The organism is Thioclava sp. L04-15 (assembly GCF_002020275.1).
In the GTDB taxonomy this organism is placed as follows: domain Bacteria; phylum Pseudomonadota; class Alphaproteobacteria; order Rhodobacterales; family Rhodobacteraceae; genus Thioclava; species Thioclava marina.
Map to the genome: position 1 here is coordinate 60,469 of NZ_MPZW01000005.1, position 19,093 is coordinate 79,561.

General features: G+C 66.1%; 22 protein-coding genes. 4 read left to right on the forward strand and 18 right to left on the reverse strand.

Annotated elements, in window-relative coordinates; all coding sequences use genetic code 11:
- Positions 1-14 precede the first annotated feature (14 nt).
- The 14 genes from murB to BMI90_RS12190 all read right to left on the reverse strand — a co-directional run bounded on the left by murB (position 15) and on the right by BMI90_RS12190 (position 12,317).
- The gene (gene murB, locus BMI90_RS12125; protein WP_078529732.1) at positions 15-947 is read right to left on the reverse strand and encodes a UDP-N-acetylmuramate dehydrogenase; all 933 of its coding nucleotides are present in this window, start codon (positions 945-947) and stop codon (positions 15-17) included.
- Between the two features lie 44 nt (positions 948-991).
- Complete coding sequence (locus tag BMI90_RS12130) at positions 992-1,246, reverse strand: DUF2484 family protein (RefSeq protein WP_078529734.1); 255 nt, start codon at positions 1,244-1,246, stop codon at positions 992-994.
- Complete coding sequence (locus BMI90_RS12135) at positions 1,243-2,433, reverse strand: APC family permease (protein ID WP_078529736.1); 1,191 nt, start codon at positions 2,431-2,433, stop codon at positions 1,243-1,245. The genes BMI90_RS12130 and BMI90_RS12135 overlap by 4 nt, the downstream gene beginning before the upstream one ends.
- Positions 2,434-2,512: 79 nt before the next feature.
- Positions 2,513-3,922, reverse strand: a complete 1,410-nt coding sequence (murC, locus tag BMI90_RS12140) for a UDP-N-acetylmuramate--L-alanine ligase (protein ID WP_078529738.1) — start codon at positions 3,920-3,922, stop codon at positions 2,513-2,515.
- Positions 3,919-5,022, reverse strand: a complete 1,104-nt coding sequence (locus tag BMI90_RS12145; RefSeq protein WP_078529740.1) for a UDP-N-acetylglucosamine--N-acetylmuramyl-(pentapeptide) pyrophosphoryl-undecaprenol N-acetylglucosamine transferase — start codon at positions 5,020-5,022, stop codon at positions 3,919-3,921. Before BMI90_RS12145 ends, murC begins: the two co-directional genes overlap by 4 nt.
- A gap of 19 nt (positions 5,023-5,041) precedes the next feature.
- Positions 5,042-6,208 carry a putative peptidoglycan glycosyltransferase FtsW gene (locus BMI90_RS12150; protein WP_078529742.1) on the reverse strand — a complete coding sequence of 389 codons (1,167 nt, stop codon included), beginning with the start codon at positions 6,206-6,208 and terminating at the stop codon, positions 5,042-5,044.
- Positions 6,209-6,327: 119 nt separating this feature from the next.
- Positions 6,328-7,326 (reverse strand): hypothetical protein, encoded by a 999-nt coding sequence (locus BMI90_RS12155; protein WP_078529744.1) that lies wholly within the window; start codon positions 7,324-7,326, stop codon positions 6,328-6,330.
- Positions 7,323-8,003 carry an ABC transporter ATP-binding protein gene (locus BMI90_RS12160; RefSeq protein ID WP_078529746.1) on the reverse strand — a complete coding sequence of 227 codons (681 nt, stop codon included), beginning with the start codon at positions 8,001-8,003 and terminating at the stop codon, positions 7,323-7,325. Before BMI90_RS12160 ends, BMI90_RS12155 begins: the two co-directional genes overlap by 4 nt.
- A 10-nt stretch (positions 8,004-8,013) precedes the next feature.
- Positions 8,014-9,156 carry an ABC transporter permease gene (locus BMI90_RS12165; RefSeq protein ID WP_078529748.1) on the reverse strand — a complete coding sequence of 381 codons (1,143 nt, stop codon included), beginning with the start codon at positions 9,154-9,156 and terminating at the stop codon, positions 8,014-8,016.
- The gene (locus tag BMI90_RS12170) at positions 9,153-9,485 is read right to left on the reverse strand and encodes a hypothetical protein (protein ID WP_078529750.1); all 333 of its coding nucleotides are present in this window, start codon (positions 9,483-9,485) and stop codon (positions 9,153-9,155) included. Before BMI90_RS12170 ends, BMI90_RS12165 begins: the two co-directional genes overlap by 4 nt.
- Positions 9,485-10,027 (reverse strand): nitrous oxide reductase accessory protein NosL, encoded by a 543-nt coding sequence (locus BMI90_RS12175; protein ID WP_078529752.1) that lies wholly within the window; start codon positions 10,025-10,027, stop codon positions 9,485-9,487. The genes BMI90_RS12170 and BMI90_RS12175 overlap by 1 nt, the downstream gene beginning before the upstream one ends.
- A 118-nt stretch (positions 10,028-10,145) precedes the next feature.
- Positions 10,146-10,766 (reverse strand): nitrous oxide reductase accessory protein NosL, encoded by a 621-nt coding sequence (locus BMI90_RS12180; protein WP_078529754.1) that lies wholly within the window; start codon positions 10,764-10,766, stop codon positions 10,146-10,148.
- 133 nt (positions 10,767-10,899) lie between these two features.
- Entirely contained in the window at positions 10,900-11,325 is a 426-nt protein-coding gene (locus tag BMI90_RS12185; RefSeq protein WP_078529756.1) for a DUF2946 family protein, read from the reverse strand.
- Between the two features lie 665 nt (positions 11,326-11,990).
- Complete coding sequence (locus tag BMI90_RS12190) at positions 11,991-12,317, reverse strand: hypothetical protein (RefSeq protein WP_078529758.1); 327 nt, start codon at positions 12,315-12,317, stop codon at positions 11,991-11,993.
- Between the two features lie 127 nt (positions 12,318-12,444).
- Here BMI90_RS12190 and BMI90_RS12195 point away from each other — a divergent pair, with 127 nt between their 5' ends.
- Genes BMI90_RS12195 through BMI90_RS12210 form a run of 4 tightly spaced genes read left to right on the forward strand, consistent with a single transcriptional unit; the run spans position 12,445 to position 15,559 of the window.
- A complete protein-coding gene (locus BMI90_RS12195; RefSeq protein ID WP_146642600.1) occupies positions 12,445-12,825 on the forward strand; it encodes a PepSY domain-containing protein in 381 nt (126 codons plus the stop codon).
- Positions 12,825-13,490, forward strand: a complete 666-nt coding sequence (locus tag BMI90_RS12200; protein ID WP_078529760.1) for a response regulator transcription factor — start codon at positions 12,825-12,827, stop codon at positions 13,488-13,490. Before BMI90_RS12195 ends, BMI90_RS12200 begins: the two co-directional genes overlap by 1 nt.
- Positions 13,487-14,830: a HAMP domain-containing sensor histidine kinase gene (locus BMI90_RS12205; RefSeq protein WP_078529762.1), complete on the forward strand. Its 1,344-nt coding sequence runs from the start codon at positions 13,487-13,489 to the stop codon at positions 14,828-14,830. Before BMI90_RS12200 ends, BMI90_RS12205 begins: the two co-directional genes overlap by 4 nt.
- A gap of 6 nt (positions 14,831-14,836) precedes the next feature.
- Positions 14,837-15,559, forward strand: coding sequence for a hypothetical protein (locus BMI90_RS12210; protein WP_078529764.1), 723 nt, complete (start codon positions 14,837-14,839; stop codon positions 15,557-15,559).
- Here the strand turns inward: BMI90_RS12210 and BMI90_RS12215 are convergent.
- From BMI90_RS12215 to BMI90_RS12230, 4 genes are all read right to left on the reverse strand, one after another.
- Complete coding sequence (locus BMI90_RS12215; RefSeq protein WP_078529767.1) at positions 15,549-16,886, reverse strand: 8-oxoguanine deaminase; 1,338 nt, start codon at positions 16,884-16,886, stop codon at positions 15,549-15,551. The two genes, BMI90_RS12210 and BMI90_RS12215, sit on opposite strands and share 11 nt — an antisense overlap.
- A gap of 66 nt (positions 16,887-16,952) precedes the next feature.
- Entirely contained in the window at positions 16,953-17,519 is a 567-nt protein-coding gene (locus BMI90_RS12220) for a peroxidase-related enzyme (RefSeq protein WP_078529769.1), read from the reverse strand.
- Positions 17,520-17,595: 76 nt separating this feature from the next.
- The gene (gene xth / locus BMI90_RS12225; protein WP_078529771.1) at positions 17,596-18,402 is read right to left on the reverse strand and encodes an exodeoxyribonuclease III; all 807 of its coding nucleotides are present in this window, start codon (positions 18,400-18,402) and stop codon (positions 17,596-17,598) included.
- Positions 18,403-18,654: 252 nt separating this feature from the next.
- Entirely contained in the window at positions 18,655-19,077 is a 423-nt protein-coding gene (locus BMI90_RS12230) for an OsmC family peroxiredoxin (protein ID WP_078529773.1), read from the reverse strand.
- Positions 19,078-19,093: the final 16 nt, after the last annotated feature.

Here is a 19,093-nt window from a genome sequence, read left to right on the forward strand (position 1 = left end):
TAAGGGCAGAGGTCTTATGCCTCGAATTCTCCCACGCGCATGATTTCCCACTCTAGCGAAATTCCGCTCGATTGCACAACCTTTTTGCGCACCTCTTCCCCGAGATTTTCGAGGTCTGCGGCCGTAGCGTCACCGGTGTTGATCAGGAAATTGCTGTGTTTTTCGGACATTTGCGCGCCACCGATCCGTGCGCCGCGCATTCCGGCATCGTCAATGACCTTCCAGGCCTTCAGCTCATGCGTATCATCGGCGCGTCCCGTCGAGGAAAACCCCGCCGGGTTGCGGAAGGTCGATCCAGCGGTGCGGTCCTTGGTGGGTTGGGTGGCGTCGCGCTTTGCGAGTTGTTCGGCCATATGGGCTCCCAGCGCGTCGGGGTCGCCCACCTCGGCACGGAACGTGGCCCCGGTCAGCACCCAGCCTTCGGGCAGATCGGACTGGCGATAGGCGAAGTTCAGATCCTCGGGCGTGAGCGTCACCCGCTCGCCCTCGCGCGTGATCGCGCGGGCCTCGATCAGGTGATCGGCGACGTAAGAGCCGTAGCAGCCCGCATTCATCCGCACTGCGCCGCCGATCGCGCCGGGAATCGTGCGCAGGAAGGTCAAGTCGCGCCCCGCTTGCGCCGCGCGCCGCGCGACATGGGCATCGAGCGCCGCGGCGCCTGCAATCACCGTCTCGCCCTGCACCTCGATCCCGTTGAAGCCCCGCCCGAGCCGGATCACCACCGCCCGGATGCCGCCATCGCGCACGATCAGGTTGGAACCCACCCCCATCGGGAAGACCGGCACCTCCTTGGGCAGCCCCTTCAGGAAGGCCGCTAGGTCGTCTTCATCGGCAGGCTGGAACAGCCAGTCTGCCGGGCCGCCGACACGCAGCCAGGTCAGATCGGCCAACGGCCGGTTCGGCGTCAGCGCGCCGCGCGGAGTATAGCTCGAAGGACAATCACTCATGGCTAGTCTCCTAGCCGCGCCTGCCGCTCAGGGCAAGCAGACGCTCACTCGCCCGCTTGATCGCGCGGCTGGCGCAGGGCGCGAAACAGGAAGATCACCGGCCAGCGCAGCACCGACATGCCGCCCGCAAGCACCACCAGCCCCCAAACGGGGCCATTCTCATAGGTCACCCAGCCCAGGATCGGCACGCCAAGCGCGATCAGCCCCCAGGCGGCGGGCCAGTGGAACCGTCGCGGACCAATCGCGATGCGGGTTGCCAGCAGGGCCCAGAGGCAGGCGAGGATCAGCGAAATCGTCATGCGAAACCTCCCAGAGCGGCGATCAAGGCGGCGCCCGCGACGCTCGCGCCCAGCACCGGAACCGCCATCGGCACACGGAACGGCGCGAAGGCGGAGCGGCGCTTAAGCACGATGAGCGCAAGATTGACAAGCAGAAAGACGCCAAGAAGAACGATCGCACTCGCGCCGGCGAGTTGCTCGATCGGGGCCGAGAGCGCCAGCGCGATCATTCCGGCGCCCGAAAGCACCGTTGCGAGAACTGGCGTGCCAAAGCGCGGATGGGCGGCGTGAAAAACGCTCAGAGCAGGCGTGCGGCGCCCCAGACCGTAGAGCACCCGCGCCGCCATAACCACCTGCGCCAGCACCCCGTTCAGCGCCGCAGCCACCGCGATCGCGGCCAGTAGCTGCGGCCCGTGCCCCGCCGCTTGCCATACAAGGGCCAGCGGCTGCTCGGAGGCGCTCAGCTCGGCCAGCGGCACTGCGCGCACCGCCGCCCAGGAGACGCCGAGATAGAGCACCGTGGTGATCGCCAGCGCACCCAGGATTGCGCGCGGCATGTCACGGGTGGGATCACGCATCTCCTCGGACATGTTCACCATGTCCTCAAAGCCGATGAAGGCGAAGAAAGCCAATGACGCAGCCATCGCAATCCCCGGCCAATAGGGCGCGGGAAGCGGGGTCAGATCCGGGCTCGGAGCGACCGAGAACCCGGCCCAGATCACCAGTGCCAACCCGCAAACCTCGATCAGGGTCAGCACTGCGGCAAAGCCCACGGATTCCAGCACGCCAAGGCAAGCCACACCGATCAGAGCGAGCCCGAGCACCACCATCACCACCTCGTTCGGCAGGGGCAGAAGCAACGTGAGATACCCCGCGCCCCCGCGCAGCACCGCCGCCGCCGAGATCGTGCCTGCCGCGACGATGGCAAGCCCCACGAGAACGCCGAGCGCGCGGCTGTCCAACCCCGCCTCGACATAGGCGGCCTCGCCCGCGGCTTCGGGAATACGCGAGGACAGCTCGGCATAAGACAGCGCCGACGGAGTCGCGATGAGCCCGGCCAGCGCAAAGGCCAGCGGAGCCCAGATCCCGGACTGCGCGGCCACCGCCCCCACGAGCACGTAGATCCCCGCACCGACCATGACGCCGACCCCGTAGCCGATCATCAGAACAGGCCCGAGGCGACGTTTCAAATGGGTCTCGTTGCGCATAACGCGGCTATCCTTGCCCAATCCCTCGACGTGGCAGCGCCGCAGTTCCGTTTCCCGCCGGGACGCGCCCGGCGCCCGCTCAGCCCCCCAGCTTCGCGGGCAGGTTGTTCGCCCAGGCCGAAATCGTCCCTGCCCCGAGGCAGACGACGATATCGCCCGGCCGCGCCTGTTCGCGCACCAGCCGGGCCAGATCCTCTTCCGAGATGATGGCGCGCGCATGACGGTGGCCATGCGCGATCAGCCCGGCCACCAGGTCGTCGCGGGTCGCGCCCTCGATCGGGTCCTCGCCGGCCGAGAAGACCTCGGCGATGGCGACCACGTCGGCCTCGTTGAAACAGGTGCAGAAATCGTCAAACAGCGAGTGCAGGCGCGAATAGCGGTGCGGCTGATGCACGGCAATCACCCGCGCGCCGGGCTTCACCGCCTGTCGGGCGGCTTTCAGAACGGCGGCGATCTCGACCGGATGGTGCCCGTAGTCGTCGATGATCGTGACGCCGCCCAGAACCTCGCCCACCTTGGTGAAGCGCCGGTTCACGCCGCCGAAATTCGCCAGCGCCTCGCGGATCTCGTCTTTCTTCATGCCCAGATGGCGGGCGACAGCCACAGCAGCCAGCGCGTTCGAGACGTTGTGATCGCCCGGCATCGGGAGCGTGCAGCCCTCGATCACCGGCTTGCCCTCTTCGCCTTGCAGCGCGATGTCGAAATGCGCGACGCCCGCCTCGTAGCGCAGGTTCAGCGCCCGCACATCGGCCTGCGCATTGAAGCCGAAGGTCACGACGCGGCGGTCGTTGAGCTTGCCGACCAGCGTCTGCACTTCGGGGTGATCGGTGCAGCAGACCGCGAGCCCGTAGAAGGGGATATTCGAGACGAAATCGTAGAACCCTTTGCGCAGCGCGTCGAAGGAGTGCCAGTGCTCCATATGCTCGGGGTCGATATTGGTGACGATGGCGATCGTCGCGGGCAGACGGTTGAACGAGCCGTCGGACTCGTCGGCCTCGACCACCATCCATTCGCCCGCGCCGGCGCGTGCGTTCGATCCATAGGCATGGATGATGCCGCCATTGATCACGGTCGGGTCGAAATTGCCCTTGTCCAGAAGCGTCGCCACCATCGTCGTCGTGGTGGTCTTCCCATGCGTGCCCGCGATCGCGATATTCGACTTCAGCCGCATCAGCTCGGCCAGCATCTCGGCCCTGCGCACGACCGGCAGGCCGCGACGGCGCGCCTCTTCCAGCTCCGGGTTGCCCGGCTTGATCGCGGTCGAGATCACCACCACGCCCGCATCGCCGATATTCTCGGCGCGCTGGCCCTCGAAGATCGTCGCGCCCAGCGTCGCCAGACGGTCGGTGATCTTGGAGGCTTTCGCATCCGAGCCCTGCACCGTGAACCCTTGGGTCATCAGCACTTCCGCGATACCCGACATACCGATCCCGCCGATACCGACGAAATGGATGGGGCCGAGTTCTCCGGGCAGTTTGGTCGCGTTCATTTATTCTTTCCTGCTAGGTCTTCGACGAGGGCCACAAGCCGCTCGGTGGCATCGGGCACCCCGTAGGAGAGGGCCGCGCGCGACATCTGCAACGCGCCATGGGGGTTGTCCAGCACCAGTGAGATTTGTTCTGCTAGGCTCTGCGGCGAGAGCTGGCTTTCAGGGATCACGATCGCCCCGCCCGCCTGCGCCAGTCCGCGTGCGTTCGCCGTCTGATGATCGCCCGCCGCCGCCGCGTAAGGGATCAGGATCGCGGGCCGCCCGATGATCGAGATATCGGCAACCGAAGAGGCGCCCGCGCGCGAGATCACCAGCTGACATTCGCTCAGACGGCGCGGCACGTCCCTGAAGAAGGGCTCGACCTCGGCGGCGATGCCCGCGGCCTCATAGGCGGCCACGACCCGGTCGAGATCCTCGGGGCGTGCCTGATGGGCGACACGGAGATTGGCGCGGGCAGCCTCGGGCAGGCTCGCAAGCGCGGCCGGGACCGTATCCGACAGGATCCGCGCGCCCTGGGAGCCGCCAATCACGAGCACCGACATCGGGTAATCGCCGGGCGGGATATAGGCAGCGCCCGCGCGCTCGAGCACAGCGGCGCGCACCGGGTTGCCGGTATGCTCGGCCTGAACACCTTCGGGAACATCGGTGGGCCAGGTGCCGCAGGCGAAACGGTTCACCTTCTTGGCGAACACCCGGTTCACCTTGCCCATGATGCCATTCTGTTCGTGGATCGCGCGCGGGATGCCGAGGAACACCGCCGAGGACAACGCCGGGATCGTCGGGTAGCCGCCAAAGCCCACCACCACGCTCGGCTTGTCCGAGAGGTTGCGACCGATGGCCGAAGCCACGCCGCCCGCGATCTTGAAGGGCACAGCGATCTTGCCCAGAGCGCCGCCCCGCGCGAAGGTCGCCGAAGCGATCTGCTCGACCGTCACCACATGGGGAAAGCCGCCTGCATAGCGCGCACCCCGCGCATCGGTCGAAAGTTTCACCCGCCAGCCGCGGCGCACCATCGCCTCGGCCAGGGCTTGTGCGGGGAACATGTGCCCACCCGTTCCGCCCGCGGCGATCAGAAGTAGCGGGGTCGTGTCCTTGGCCATATCCCCCTCCCTCGAGGTGTTAGCGACCGCGCCGGGCGAGAATATCCGAAATCTGCCCTTGCGGCCGGGTGCGAGTCAGCGCGAGCAACATACCCACCGCGATCCCCGAGGCAATGACCGAAGAGCCCCCGTAGCTGACGAACGGCAAAGTCATGCCTTTCGCGGGCAGAAGACGCACCGCGACGCCCATGTTGATGATCGCCTGAACGCCGAAAGCGCAGGCCAGACCCGCGCCCGCCAGACGGGTGAACGGGTCGCGCTCGCGCATCAAGCGCAGCATCGAGCGGATCACCACCGTCGCGTAGAGCGCGATGATGCACAGCACGAGGATCAGCCCGTATTCCTCGGCCGCGACCGCGATGATGAAATCGGTATGCGCATCGGGCAGCGACCATTTCACCGATCCCTGCCCCACGCCGACGCCGAAGAACCCACCCTCTTGAATGGCGTTCGTGGCGTAGCCGATCTGGGTGCGCGGATCGACCTCGGTCGAAAGGAACCCGTTGATCCGGCGCGCGAAGTGCTCCGAGACGTTATAGGCGAAGAAGCCCCCCGCGACGGTGAGCGCCCCGATCCCCGTCAGCAGCGCGATCGGCGCTCCCGAGATGAAATACATCACCGACCAGGCGAACAGCACGAGCGACGCCTGCCCGAAATCCGGTTGCAGCGCGAGCGCGACCACGATGATCGCCATCAGCAGGAAGGAATAGAGCCGCCCCTTGGGGCCGCCGAGTTCATGGGCCGCAGCCATGAACCATGCTGAAATGATAACGAAACCGGGCTTGAGAAACTCCGAAGGCTGGATCGAGGCAAAGCCGAAGGAATACCAGCGCACGGCCCCCTTGCCGAAATCCGTGCCCAGCACCGGTAGCATCAGCACCGCAATGAAGGCGCCGGCAAAGCCGATCACGCCGATGCGGCGGATCTGCTTGGGATCAAGCAGCGACATCGCGAACATCACCACCAGCGCGAGCGTACCGAACGCGGCCTGTCGCTTGACGTAGTAGAAGGGCTCGAGCCCGTTGCGCTCGGCCAGCGGCACCGAAGCCGCGAGCCCCAGCAACATGCCAAGGCCGAAAAGCATCATCACTGCGCCAAGCGCCCATTTGTCGATGGTGCGCCACCACTTTGGAAGGATGGGTTCACCGGCCCGCACGGGGACGGTGCCGAATGCCATTTCTGTCATGGGCTATACTGCCGTTTCTGCCTCGAATGCGCCCGTTTGCCGGGTCTAGGGAGGAATCTAGCCCAAAAGGTTTGGCCTGACTAGGGAAAAGCCCGTGAGTGGGGTTTCCCGCAGGAAGCTCACCCGAAGATGATGAGGTTCGAGGAGGCAATCGCATAAAGCGTCGCCAGCCCGAAGCCCGCGAACCCCGCCATCGACCAGATCACCTGCCGCCGGATCATCGCGGGCAGCTTTTCCGCGAGGCTCTCACGGCTGCGAAACAGCGACAGCATCCCCGCGCCCACGCCGAGCCCCGTGCCAAGAAACAGAGGGATGTAAAGCGCGTAGCCGTAATAATTGTATTCCGGCTTGAGGATGCAGAACGGGCAATGGTGGTTGGGGTATTCGTAGATATAGGGCGAGATCACCGAGACCACCGCCGTCAGCGCCAGCGCAAACATCAGTACCGAGGCCAGCGCATAAAGCCCGAACCCCCTGCCCCGCCAGAGCGCGAAGCCCCCCGTTGCTGCAACGAACACTCCGGCTCCGCCCAGCAGCCACAGCGAGGCGCCCGGCCCGATCGAAGCCATCTCATTGGCGAGCCCCGCATTGGCAGGCGTGAACAGCTTGGAACAACAGGAGGTGATGACGTCGGTGTGCATGTTGAGGAAATAGGCGAGCTCCGTGCCAGCATCGGCCAGCACCAGCGGCACGATGGCCAGCAGCACGCCGTATTTCACACGGGTCAGCGGATAGTCGCGACCCATCCGGTCGGCGCGGTCCAGCATCAGCCAGAGCACGGCCGCAAAGAACACCCCGATCTTGAGATACAGCGCCGGGAAGCCATAGCCGTTCACGTTCAGCGTGCCCACCGCGCACATCGCGCCCACGAAGAGCGACGCCATCCGGTCGGCATTGAAGACGAACAGCAAAAGCGCCGCCAGCTCCGCCAGCATCACGGCGGCGAAGAGGGTCGAGACCAGCTCGGTCGCGCGTTCGCGTTGCAGCTGCGCGCGGCTCATATCGGCGAGGTTCCAGCGCCGCAGCACCTGTACCGCGAAGCCGCCGGACCAGAGCGCGGTGAGGCTAGCCAGTCCCGCCACCAGCAAAAGCGCCATGATCGGGGTCTGGAAGATCATGCGAATTCTCCGAAGATCGCGCCGTCGCGCATCTCGACCACCGCATCCACCCCTTCCGCATCCCAGATACGCGGGTCATGCGAGGTCATGATGACGGTCTTGCCCTCGGCCCGAAGAGCGCGGACGATCTCGAGAAAACGCATTGTCAGTTCCGTGTCGAGATTCGCGGTGGGTTCGTCCGCAATCACGATGGGCGCGTCGTTGATGAGGGCGCGGGCGATGGCGGCGCGCTGGGTCTCGCCGCCCGAGAGGAACTCGACCGGCATCGTGGCCTTGTCGGCCAGATCGAGCGCCGCGAGCCGCTCCAGCGCACGCTCGCGCACCGTGGCATGATCGCCCCCCAAGGGTGCCGCAGGCAGCATCACGTTCTCGATCACCGAAATGCCCCGGATCAGGTTGAAGCGCTGGAAGACAAAACCGAAAGTGGTCCGGCGCAGCTCGGTCAGGAAGCGTTCGGGCAAGCCCGAGACCACCTCGCCGTCGAGCGTCACGCGCCCCGTGGTGGGCCGCGCCATGCAGGCCACGATCGACAGCAACGTCGTCTTGCCCGAGCCCGACGGCCCTTTCAGCACAGTGATCGCGTCGCGCGCGATCTCCAGGTCGATCCCCTTGAGCGCCTGCACCTCGTTCGGGCGGCCCTCGTTATAGAGCTTGGTGACGGATGTGAGTGTGATCATCGTTCCCTCCTCACCGCATGACCGCATCGGGATCGCCCGAGGCCACGCGCCAGATCGGCACCAGCGTCGCGGCGATGTAAGGCACGATGGTCAGAAGCGCCAAGGTCAGAAGCTCGAGCCCATCCACATGCGGCGCGAGGGCGAAATCGGGATAGATCACCGCCCAACCTTTCAGGATCGGCGCAAAGAGCGGCGCGCCGAAGAAGAACACATGAGCAAAGGCGGTCACGGTGCCGAGCAGGAACGCCCCGAGCGAGACCAACCCACCCTCCCAGAGCTTCATCGCGATCACGTCGCGCGTGTCCCAGCCCACCGCCTTGAGAATACCGATCTCGCGCATTTCCTCGGCCGAGAGGCCCGAGGCCTTTTCAGCCGCGAAGATCACGAAGGCGAGGATGCCCGCGGCGGCCAGAGCGGCCAGCAAGCCCTCGCGCCAATCGAAGAGCTTCTGATAGGTGCGCTCGATATCGCTGCGGGTGACGAAGCGCATCTGCGGCAGCGCGTTCGAACCCTTCTCGACGATGGTGGCGACCTCGTTGGGGTTGCGGACCGTGGCCACGACATCGGTATAAAGGCCGGCCGGGATCTCGAAGAAATCGCGGAAATCGGTCTCGTTCATCAGCATCAGATCCGAGGTCATCAGCGCGGAGTCGCTCTCGAAGGCGCGCGCGACGTTGAAACGTTTCAGATCGCCCTCGTAGCGCGAGAGGAACAAGGGCGCGCCGGACCATTTGAAGCCACGCGCGCGCGGGATGCCTTCGCCCACGATGACCGAACCGGGTTCGGGGATCATCTCGGGATCGTCGGGCACCATCACCGTGTAATTGGCCCCCACGATCCGGTCATAATAATAGCCCCAGAGCCGGGGCTTGGCCGAAGTCACGCCACGGATCTTGCCGATCTCGTCGGCCACCGCGCCGTCGATCAGATCCTGCCGTCCCATCGTGATCTTCTGCACCGTCACCTCGGGTGCGTCGCGCAGCACCGCAGAGGTCTCTAACCGCAGCGAGGCCGCGAAGAACATCGCCGAGGCCAGCACGAAAACGACGATCGCATAGACAGCGACCAGCGCGATATTCTTGCCTTTGCGCCGCGCGAGCGATGCGAGCGTGTAATCGGCCAGCGCGCGCTGGCGGCGAAGCCACGGGGTCATTTCTTGGCCTCCGGTTGGAAGATCAGCCAGCCATTCCCGGGCAGATCCGGCACCGGCACGATCGTGCCCGAGGGAAAGTGGTCAAAGCCCATCGGGTGATCCTGAAAGGGGGTATTGAGATCGGCAAGCGCGGGATGGCGGGTATAGCGCGCCTCGGTGAACAGCGCCGTGTCGGTCAAACCCAGCGCCCGCACGAGCCCCGCTTCCTTCGCCAGCCGCGTGTTGCGCGCAGCACTGGCGAAAGCGGTGTAATAGAGTTCGATCGCCAACAGCGCGCCAAGCGCACCGAGAGCGAGGAACACCGGGGTCGTGAGACGGCGGACCTGCATCAGTCGGTCTGGCCGTTATCGAGACGTGTCAGGAGATCGTCCTTGACCTCGTCAAAGGCGAGCGTCCGCTTGCCCTTATGGTCCTTCAGGAAGTCGCTCGCATCGGCCTCGTTCATCAGCGGGATCAGTTCATGCCCCATCGGACCGAGCACATCCGAGCCGATCGCGTAGATCGCCCCATGCGCCTCGATCATCTTGAGCGAGTAATACTCGGTCACGCCCATCCCGGTGATCTGATCGGCGGTGCGACCCTGCGCGTATTTCTCCATATCGTGCAGGTATTTAAAGAAATCCTTCGCCCCGTCGAAGTGATCGGCATGGCCGTCGGCATAAAGCACGGTCGCGACCCATTCGGGATATTTGGCCACGAACATGCCGCAGACCGGGCAGGTATCCTTGGGGCCGGGTTTCGGCAGGTCGATCGGGGTGGCGGCGGCCTGCGCGAGGCGCGGGCGCACACCCAGCCCCAGCGCCGCGGTCGAGGCGGCCATCAGGCTCAGCATCCGGCGGCGCGAGGGGCGCGGGTTCTGGTGATTGCACATCAGGGGAGTTTCCTTTCGGGCGCGGGGCGGTCATCGCCGGGGCGGCGGACCTCGCGGATCGTGTCGGCAGGGAGACGGGACCGGATCTCTCCGGCCCCGCTCGTCGAGGGACGCGGCCTTACTCGGGCTTTTTCATCTCGCCCGCTTTCAGGCGACGCTCGGCGCGGCGCTTGCGGATGTTGATCGTGTCCTTGGCCATGTCGACATAGGCCACCGTCAGCGCTCCGTCGAAATCGGTCAACTGGGCGCCAGCCGATGCGGCCGCCTCGGCTTTGGCCTTGTCGGCATAGGCCCATTTCGACGAGCCGGTCATCGTACCGGGCTTGGTGCTGTCGATCACGAAGGTCATGGTGGCGGTATCGGCCAGCGGCTTGATCTTCTCGTCCGAGCCTGCATCGCCGGCGTAGATCGTCTTCGGACCGCGATCCATGTTGATCGACAGCGAGATCGCCGAGCAGTGGATCGAGCAGGTTCCGTCAACCGTGTCGTCCTCATAGACGATGAGTTGACGGGTATGGCTGAACATCTGGCGCATCATGCCGCAATAGGGGCAGCGCGGATATTTCTCGAACTCGTTCTCGAGCGGGTTGGTGTCTTTCTTCAGAAAACGGGCGAGACCGTTCTCGTCGGTCCATTCCCAGGGCATCTGCTGCATCATCTGGCCCTCGGCATGCGCGCTTTGTGCGGCGGCGAGAGCGACCCCGGTCGAGGTGGTGAGCAGGAAGGTACGGCGGTTCATGGTTTTCCTCCTAGGCCTTGAACGCGGGGCATGTCGGTACCCGGCAAAGCCGATGTCATTAAGCTGAATGTCACGATTTGATGTGCATGCGGTTCATGCGCGCCCACGGATAACGGGTCGCGAAGGGCCGCGATCAGCCTACGGGAGGAGCCCGGATCGGGGTCTGGGTATCGCGGTGCAGCTTGAGCCCGGCCTGCGCCCGAAGGGACAAGAAGGGCGCGGGGGCCAGCTGGGCCGCGAAGATCGGCAGGGGAGTGGCCTTCGGCGCGTCGAAACCGCACACGCTCGCACTCGAGCAGACGGCACAATCGCTGTTGGAGCCATGGCCATGTCCCGTCGACCCGGCGGGCGCGGTCGGGTTCGAAACGACCCGCCCGTCCGGCGTCATCAGGACGATCCCCTCGCCCGTACAGATCTGGAGGAGACCGAGACGCGCACCGGGCGCTGCGCGCCCGAACTCGGCCGCTGCCGCGGCGCCGATATGGTCGGCATAGAACAGGGCCTGAAGCAGCATCGCGACGAGTGCAAGCACCCGCCCCGAAACCAACCATCGGGCCATTCGTTCTGTCGAGCGTCTCACGCGTCCCTCACGAAACCTCGCATTCGGGTGAGAGATTAAGAATGCGACGGGTGAACGCAAGAGTTCATTCTGCCGCAGCACCGAAAAGCGCAGAGATCGGGATGGAGCATCGCCGCGAGACGCAGGCGGCAATCGCGAACAGGATGGAACCACGGCCCGACTGCCTCGAAGATTGCGAAGGAATTTTCGGGCAAGCCCCGGGGGACAGGGGTTGGGGGCTTGCCCGACCATGCGCGGCCAGGGGTGGGGTGAGGGCCTGAAGGCCCGGGGAACGAGGCCCGTGCATGGTATCGATCTGGCGCCTGACGCGCCTGCAAGACGCCCCCTCGGGGGAGCCCAGCGGGTGGGTCAGGATCGGAGGCAGGCTTGCGGAGCGCGCCAAGCGACGCTCCGCAGCCCCCCGCAGGAGCCGCATCGCGGCTGCCGGGGTCAGGACCGCCGCCGCGAGGAAAGAGAGCCGGGCGGGCACTCCTCGCGTCGCGCAGGTGATGACGGGCATCACCAACGGCCCCTATGTCCCGGCACGCCGCAGCGGCGTCCGGACGGCAACGGTCGCGCCCTCCCTAACCTTCCCGGCTTCTGGCCGAGCGGGTGCCTCTCGCCGCATCACGGCCGGGGGCGGACGGCGCGACCGTCACCGGCGATCACTCCTCGACGGTCTCGATCGTGTCGGTCACCCAGGAATTCCGGATGCGGACCGCATCGCGCAGTTGGTCGCGATAGGCGCTCACCGTGCCCAGACCCAGTTCGCCATCGCGAATCTGGTAGCGATTTTGCGTCTGCGTCTGGGTGCGGGTGCGGGTCTGCGTCTTGAGCTGCAGCACATCGCCCGATTGCGCCGAGACACCGGCTCCGCCGCCAGCGCCCTTGCCGCCGCCCGATCCGTTCGGCCCTTGCGCCAGAGCGGGCGAGAGCGAGGCCAGACCGAGGGCCGCGGTGAGCGCGGTGGTGAAGAGAATGGTGCGTTTCATGTCGTACTCCTACGAATCGCTGTGAGGCGTGTTTGCCTCGATGACCCCGTTCTGCCATGCTCGCCCTGACACCATCCTGACGCGCGCTGTCAGCGTCCTGTCAGGTCCGTTTGGCTATGGAGTCCGGATGAAATCCGTCGTCACCTTCCTTCTTGTATTGCTGCTGGCCAGTCCGGCCCTCGCCCAGCGTTCGGGCGGCGGCGCGGGCAATGGCGGAGGCGGCAATGGCGGGGGCAATGGTGGCGGTGCGAGCGCAGCGGATCATGACCGCGCCCGCTCGGCGGTGGAACGCAACGAGATCCTGCCGCTCAACCGCATCCTCGCCACCTTGCGTGAATATCAGCGCGGGCGCGTCATCAAGGTCGATCTCGAACAGATTGCGGACCGCTACATCTACGCGCTCAAGCTAATCACCCCCGAAGGCCGTCTTCTTGAACTCGAGGTTGACGCCGCCACCGGTTTGCCGATTGCTAAGGCAGGGAAAAGCGGTCTCGACGAGGGGAATTGATGCGCGTCTTGGCGGTCGAGGATGACCAGCGGATCGCGGCAGATCTGAAAACGGCGCTGGAGGCGGCGGGCTTCCTCGTGGAGATCTGCGACGATGGCGAGGACGCGTGGTTCCTCGGCGACACCGAATCCTATGACCTCGTGATCCTCGATCTCGGCCTGCCCGGAATGGACGGGCTGAGCGTTCTCAAGAAATGGCGCGCCAATGGTCGCGATATGCCGGTGCTGGTGCTGACCGCACGCGGCGCCTGGACCGAGCGGGTCGAGGGGATCGACGCGGGCGCGGACGACTACCTGCCCAAACCCTTCCGCATGGAGGAGGTGATCGCGCGGGCGCGCGCGCTGATCCGGCGCTCGGCCGGTCGCGCCACCGCGATGCAGAGCGCGGGCGAGCTGATGCTCGATGCAAACCGCATGAGCGTCTCGATCCACGGTGTTCCCGTGCCTGCCACGGCACTCGAATATCGGCTACTGTCTTACCTGATGCTCCATCGCGACCGGGTGGTGCCGCCGACAGAGCTGCTCGAACATCTCTATGGCGACGATGACGCGCGCGAGGCGAATGCGCTTGAAGCGGTGATCGCGCGGCTCAGGCGCAAACTCGGCCCCGGCGTGATCGGCACCCGGCGCGGATTTGGCTATTTCCTCGAAGGGAGCGGCGCGTGACGCGGCCCTCGCTGCACCTGCGGCTTGCGCTTGCGGGGGCGGTGGCGGTGGTCGTGGCGCTGGCCTTCACCTCGGCGGCGCTGACCACACTTTTCGCGGCCCATGTCCAGCGCCGCGCCGAGGCGGAACTCTCGGTTCAGCTCGATCAGGTCGTGGCTGGGCTCGGGCGCGATGCGCAGGGCGCGCTCGGGCTTGAGACACCTCCCACCGATCCGCGTTTCGAGCAGCCGTTAAGCGGCCTCTACTGGCAGGTCGATACCGGGACGGCGGTGTTGCGCTCGCGCTCGCTGTGGGACTACGTGCTGCCGCTGCCCCCCGATGAGCTGCCCGACGGGCAGATCCACACCCATATCCTGCCCGACCCGTCGGACGGCGCGTTGCTGACGCTTGAGCGGATCGTGACACTTCCCGACCGCCTTGGCGGCGGTGTGAGCCGCGTGGCGGTCGCGCTGACCACCGCCGATCTCGAAGAGGCCCGACGCGCTTTCCTGCGTGACCTTCTGCCCTATAACGCGATCCTCGCGGCGGCGCTGATCGCGGCAGGCTGGGCCCAGCTGTTCATCGGCCTGCGCCCGCTCGCAACGATCGGAGAGCGCGTCGCGGCGGTGCGCTCGGGCAAGCAGAACCGGATGGGAGAGGATTTCCCGAAGGAGGTGGCCCCGCTCGTGGCCGAGGTCGATGCGCTGATCGCGGCCCGCGAAGACGAGCTCGACCGCGCCCGCCGCCGCGCCGCCGATCTCGCGCATGGGTTCAAGACGCCGCTTCAGGCGCTTCTGGGCGAGGCCGATCGGCTACGCGAGAGCGGGCAGGACGGCGCGGCCCACTCGATCGAGGAAATCGCCGCCGCGATGAGCCGCCATGTCGACCGCGAGCTGACCCGAACGCGCCTTGCAGGACGCAGCCGGGCGGCGAAAACGCGGGTGGGCCCGGTGATCGAACGCGTCGTCTCGGTCGTCAGCCGCACTCCGCAAGGCGCGGAACTGAGCTGGCAGATCGATGCGAACGGCGCCCCTCTCGCCGCGATCGACTCCGACGACCTGACCGAGGCGCTTGGCGCGATCGTCGAGAATGCGAGCCGCCACGCCAAGAGCCACGTCACGATCCGCGCCCGCGATCTGGGCGCGCAGATCGAGATTGCGGTCGAGGATGACGGGCCGGGGATCGAGCCTTCGCGGATCGACGAGATGCGCAAGCGCGGAGCGCGGGCCGATCAGGGCGGACATGGGCTGGGTCTCTCGATCTCGGCGGAGATCGCCGAGGCCGTGGGCGGCGCGCTGGAGCTGGAAAACATCGCGCCGGGGCTGCGCGTGCGGCTCCTTCTGCCTGCGGTGCTGGGCTGAGGCCGGATGCAGTTCGAGCGCCTCCATCACAGCGCCCCCTACAGCGTCGATTTTCTCGATGGCACTGGCGAGGATCTGGTGATCGCCTTCTCCTCGATCGGCCATGATGCGGACCGCCCGCCCTCGCCCGAATTCGTGGCGACCGCCACCGGGCGCGGCACGCCAGTCCATCCGCGCCGGGCACTGTTCGTGGTGGATACGCACCGCAGCTGGGCGAATGATCCGGGCTTTGCCGCGGCCCTGCGGACGGCGCTGGAGCAGGTCACCGCGCGCCGCCCGGTTCGGCGCGTCGCGGCGGTGGGGCTTTCCATGGGAGCCTTCTCGGCGCTCGCGGCAACGCAGGTTCTCAAGATCGACACGGTGCTCGCTCTGGGGCCGCAATACTCCGTGGCGCCCGACGGCATACCCCTAGAAAGACGCTGGGCGCGCTGGACGTGCAGGATCACACATTTCCGATGGCCCACCGCGCCGGTCCCGCCCGAGAGCTGCTGGACGATCCTGTGTCACGGCGCGCGCGATGATCTCGCGCAGGCTCTGCCCTTCCCGCAAGCGGACCATATCGATCACCTGATATTTCCCGAACTCGGCCATTCCGAGCTCGCCCCGCATCTGAAAGCGCGCGGAGGGCTGTCGGGAATGATGGAGGCCGCCCTTGCCGGTGACCGCCGTCGCCTGCTGCGGATTGCAAGCGCCGCAGGTGGCGTGAGGCGCGAGAAATTCAGCCCATGAGGCGCGTGGCGAGGCGGTTTTGCATCTCGATCACCCGAGGCAGGTCGATGGTGGTGACCTGCCCGTCGCGCACGACCTGACGGCCCTCGACGAAGAGATGTTTCACCTTGGGCGGCCCGCACAGCACCAGCGCCGCGACCGGGTCCCATGCGCCTGCCGCCTCCAGCCCCGAGATATCCCAGATCGCCACATCCGCGCGTTTGCCGGGCGCGAGCACGCCGCAATCGGGCCGACCGAGAACCTGCGCGCCGCCCAGCGTCGCGATCTCCAGCGCCTCGCGCGCGGCCATCGCATCGGCGCCGTTCTGCACCCGCTGCAACAGCATCGCCATGCGCGCCTCGCCGATCAGGTTCCCGGCATCGTTGGAGGCCGAGCCATCGACGCCCAGCGCCACCTTCACCCCCGCATCGCGCATCTGGCGCACCGGCGCGATCCCCGAACCCAGACGGCAATTCGAGCACGGGCAATGGGCGACACCCGTGCGCGAGCGCGCGAAGAGGTCGATCTCGGCCCCATCCAGTTTCACGCAATGCGCGTGCCAGACATCGTCACCCGTCCAACCCAGATCCTCGGCATATTGCCCCGGACGGCAGCCAAACTGTTCCAGCGAATAGGAAATATCCTCGTCATTCTCGGCCAGATGGGTGTGCAGCATCACGCCCTTGTCGCGCGCCAGCAGGGCCGCATCGCGCATCAGCTCGCGCGAAACCGAGAAGGGTGAGCACGGCGCGACCCCAACCCGGCACATCGAGCCCTCGCCGGCATCGTGGAAAGCGTCGATCACGCGAATACAGTCGTTCAGGATCGCTTCTTCGCGCTCCACCAGACTGTCGGGCGGCAGGCCCCCGTCGCTCTCGCCGATGCTCATCGCGCCGCGCGTGGGGTGAAAACGCAGGCCCAGTTCGGCGGCGGCCTCGATCGTATCCTCCAGCCGCGCGCCCCCGGGATACATGTAGAGGTGATCCGAGCTGGTCGTGCAGCCTGTCAGAGCCAGTTCCGCGAGGCCCACCTGTGCCGAGACGCGGATCTCCTCGGGGCCCATCTTCGCCCAGATCGGATAGAGCGTCTGGAGCCAGCCAAAGAGCAGCGCATCCTGCCCTCCCGGCACCGCGCGGGTCAGCGTCTGGTAGAGGTGATGATGGGTGTTCACGAGCCCCGGCGTGACGACACACCCCTTGGCCTCGACCACTTCGCCCGCGCTTCGCAGCCCCGGACCGACCGCCACGATCTTCCCGTCTCGGATCAGCAGATCCGCGCCCTTCAGCTCGCGCCGGGTGCCGTCCATCGTGACGATCACCTCGGCGCCCCGGATCAAGATCTCGCCCATCGCGCGTTTCCTCTGGCTGGTTTCGCCGGAGCCTAGACCGCGCGGATGGGCAAAGACCAGAGGGGCTCAGCGCCCCATCGCGTAGAACTCGGGGTTCGGCGGGATCGCGGCCATGTTCACCAACCGGTTCGACAGGCCGAAAAACGCGGTGATCGCGCCGATATCCCAGATATCGTCGTCGGTGAACCCATGCGCGCGCAGCGCCTCGTAATCGGCCTCCTCGACTTCTTGGGCCCGCAGGCTCACCTTCATCGCGAAATCGAGCATCGCGCGCTGCCGGGGCGTGATCTCGGACTTGCGGTAGTTTACCGCGACCTGATCCGCGATCAGCGGGTGTTTGGCACGGATCCGCAGGATCGCCCCATGGGCAATCACGCAATACTGGCACTCGTTGGCCGCCGAAGTCGTCACCACGACCATCTCGCGCTCGGCAATGGTCAGGTTGCCGGGCTTTTCCATCAGCGCGTCGTGATAGGCGAAGAAGGCACGAAATTCATCGGGCCTGTGCGCCAGCGCGAGGAAGATATTCGGGATGAACCCGGCCTTCTCGTGAACCGCCTCGATCCGCGTGCGGATATCCTCGGGCATATCGGCGAGTTGCGGCACCGGGTGCCGACTGATCTTGTCTTGCATTCAGGGTCTCCTCTCTCCCGCCGCCACTATGCACAGTCGCGACGAGGCCGAGGAAGTGACGTTGCGGCAATTCGGATCAGGCGTCGAGCTCGATCCAGACCGGGACATGATCGGAGGGCTTGTCGCGGCCGCGGGTTTCCTTGTCGATGCCCACCTCTCGCATCAGGTCGGCCGCTTGCGGCGACAAAAGGAGGTGGTCGATCCGGATGCCGTTATTCTTCTGCCAGGCCCCCGCCTGATAATCCCAGAACGAATAATGCCCCGGCCCCTGCACGCGAGCACGGAAAGCCTCTGTGAAGCCGAGATTGAGGATCTCGCGAAAAGCCGCCCGGCTTTGCGGCAGCGCCAGCGCATCACCGCGCCAGGCTTCGGGCTTCGCCGCATCCTCGTCCTGCGGGATGATGTTGTAATCGCCCGCCATCACGACCGGCTCTTCAGTGGCGAGCAATTCCTCGGCCCGCGCTTTCATCCGCGCCATCCAGTTCAGCTTGTAGGCGTATTTACCGCCTTCGAGCGGAGCGCCCGTGTCGTCGAACTCGACCGGATTGCCGTTGGGCAGATAAAGCCCGCACAGCCGCACCGCGCGCACGCCCACCACCGTCGCCTCGATCCAGCGGGCCTGCTCGTCACTGTCATCGCCCGGCAGGCCGCGCGTCACATCCTCGAGCGGCAGCTTCGACAGGATCGCCACCCCGTTGAAGCTCTTCTGGCCGTGGGTTTCGACCTGATAGCCCAGCTCCTCGAACAGCTCGCGCGGGAAGGCCTCGTCGACCGATTTGATCTCTTGGAGCAGCGCCACGTCGGGCTCGGCTTCCTTGAGCCAGTCAACCAGCGCCTGATGACGGGCCTTGATGCCGTTGATGTTGAACGTGGCGATTTTCATGGTCGGCAGCTCCGGCTTGGGTCTGGCACGGGTGTAGCGTCAAGCCGGGCCGGGAGACAAGGGCGGGGTTCGCTGCCTGGACCGCTGACGGGACTGATCCAGGCCGGGCCAATACAATCAACCGCAGACTAAAGAAGCCCACCCAGAATTTCTGATCGCGCGGAGCGACCAGCCCCGGGCCGCGCCCGACCCTCCCCCCGGAAAACGAAAAAGCGCCCCGCGGGGCGCCCTCTCCTCTCACACGAACCGGCCTCAGCCGATCGTCAAATCCAGCGTGACCTCGCACTTCAGCAGCTTGGAGATCGGACAGCCGGCCTTCGCGTCTTCCGCCGCCTTGCGGATCGCGGCCTCGTCGCCTGTGCCCTTCACCGTCGCGCTCAAGGCCGATTTCGTCACGGCGAACCCATCGTCCTTTTTCTCAAGCGAGACTTCTGCCTTGGTGTCGATCACAACGTCGCTTACCCCGGCCTCTTCCAGCCCGAGCGACAGCGCCATCGAGAAGCACGCCGCGTGCGCCGCCCCGATCAGCTCTTCGGGGTTCGAGCCCGGTTTGTCCTCGAACCGCGTGTTGAACCCGTAGGGCTGAGCGTCGAGCGCGCCGCTCTCGGTCGAGATGGTGCCGCCGCCCCCCTTGATCGTGCCTTCCCAATGGGCGGATGCGTGTTTGCGGATCATGGCGTTCCCTCCTGTT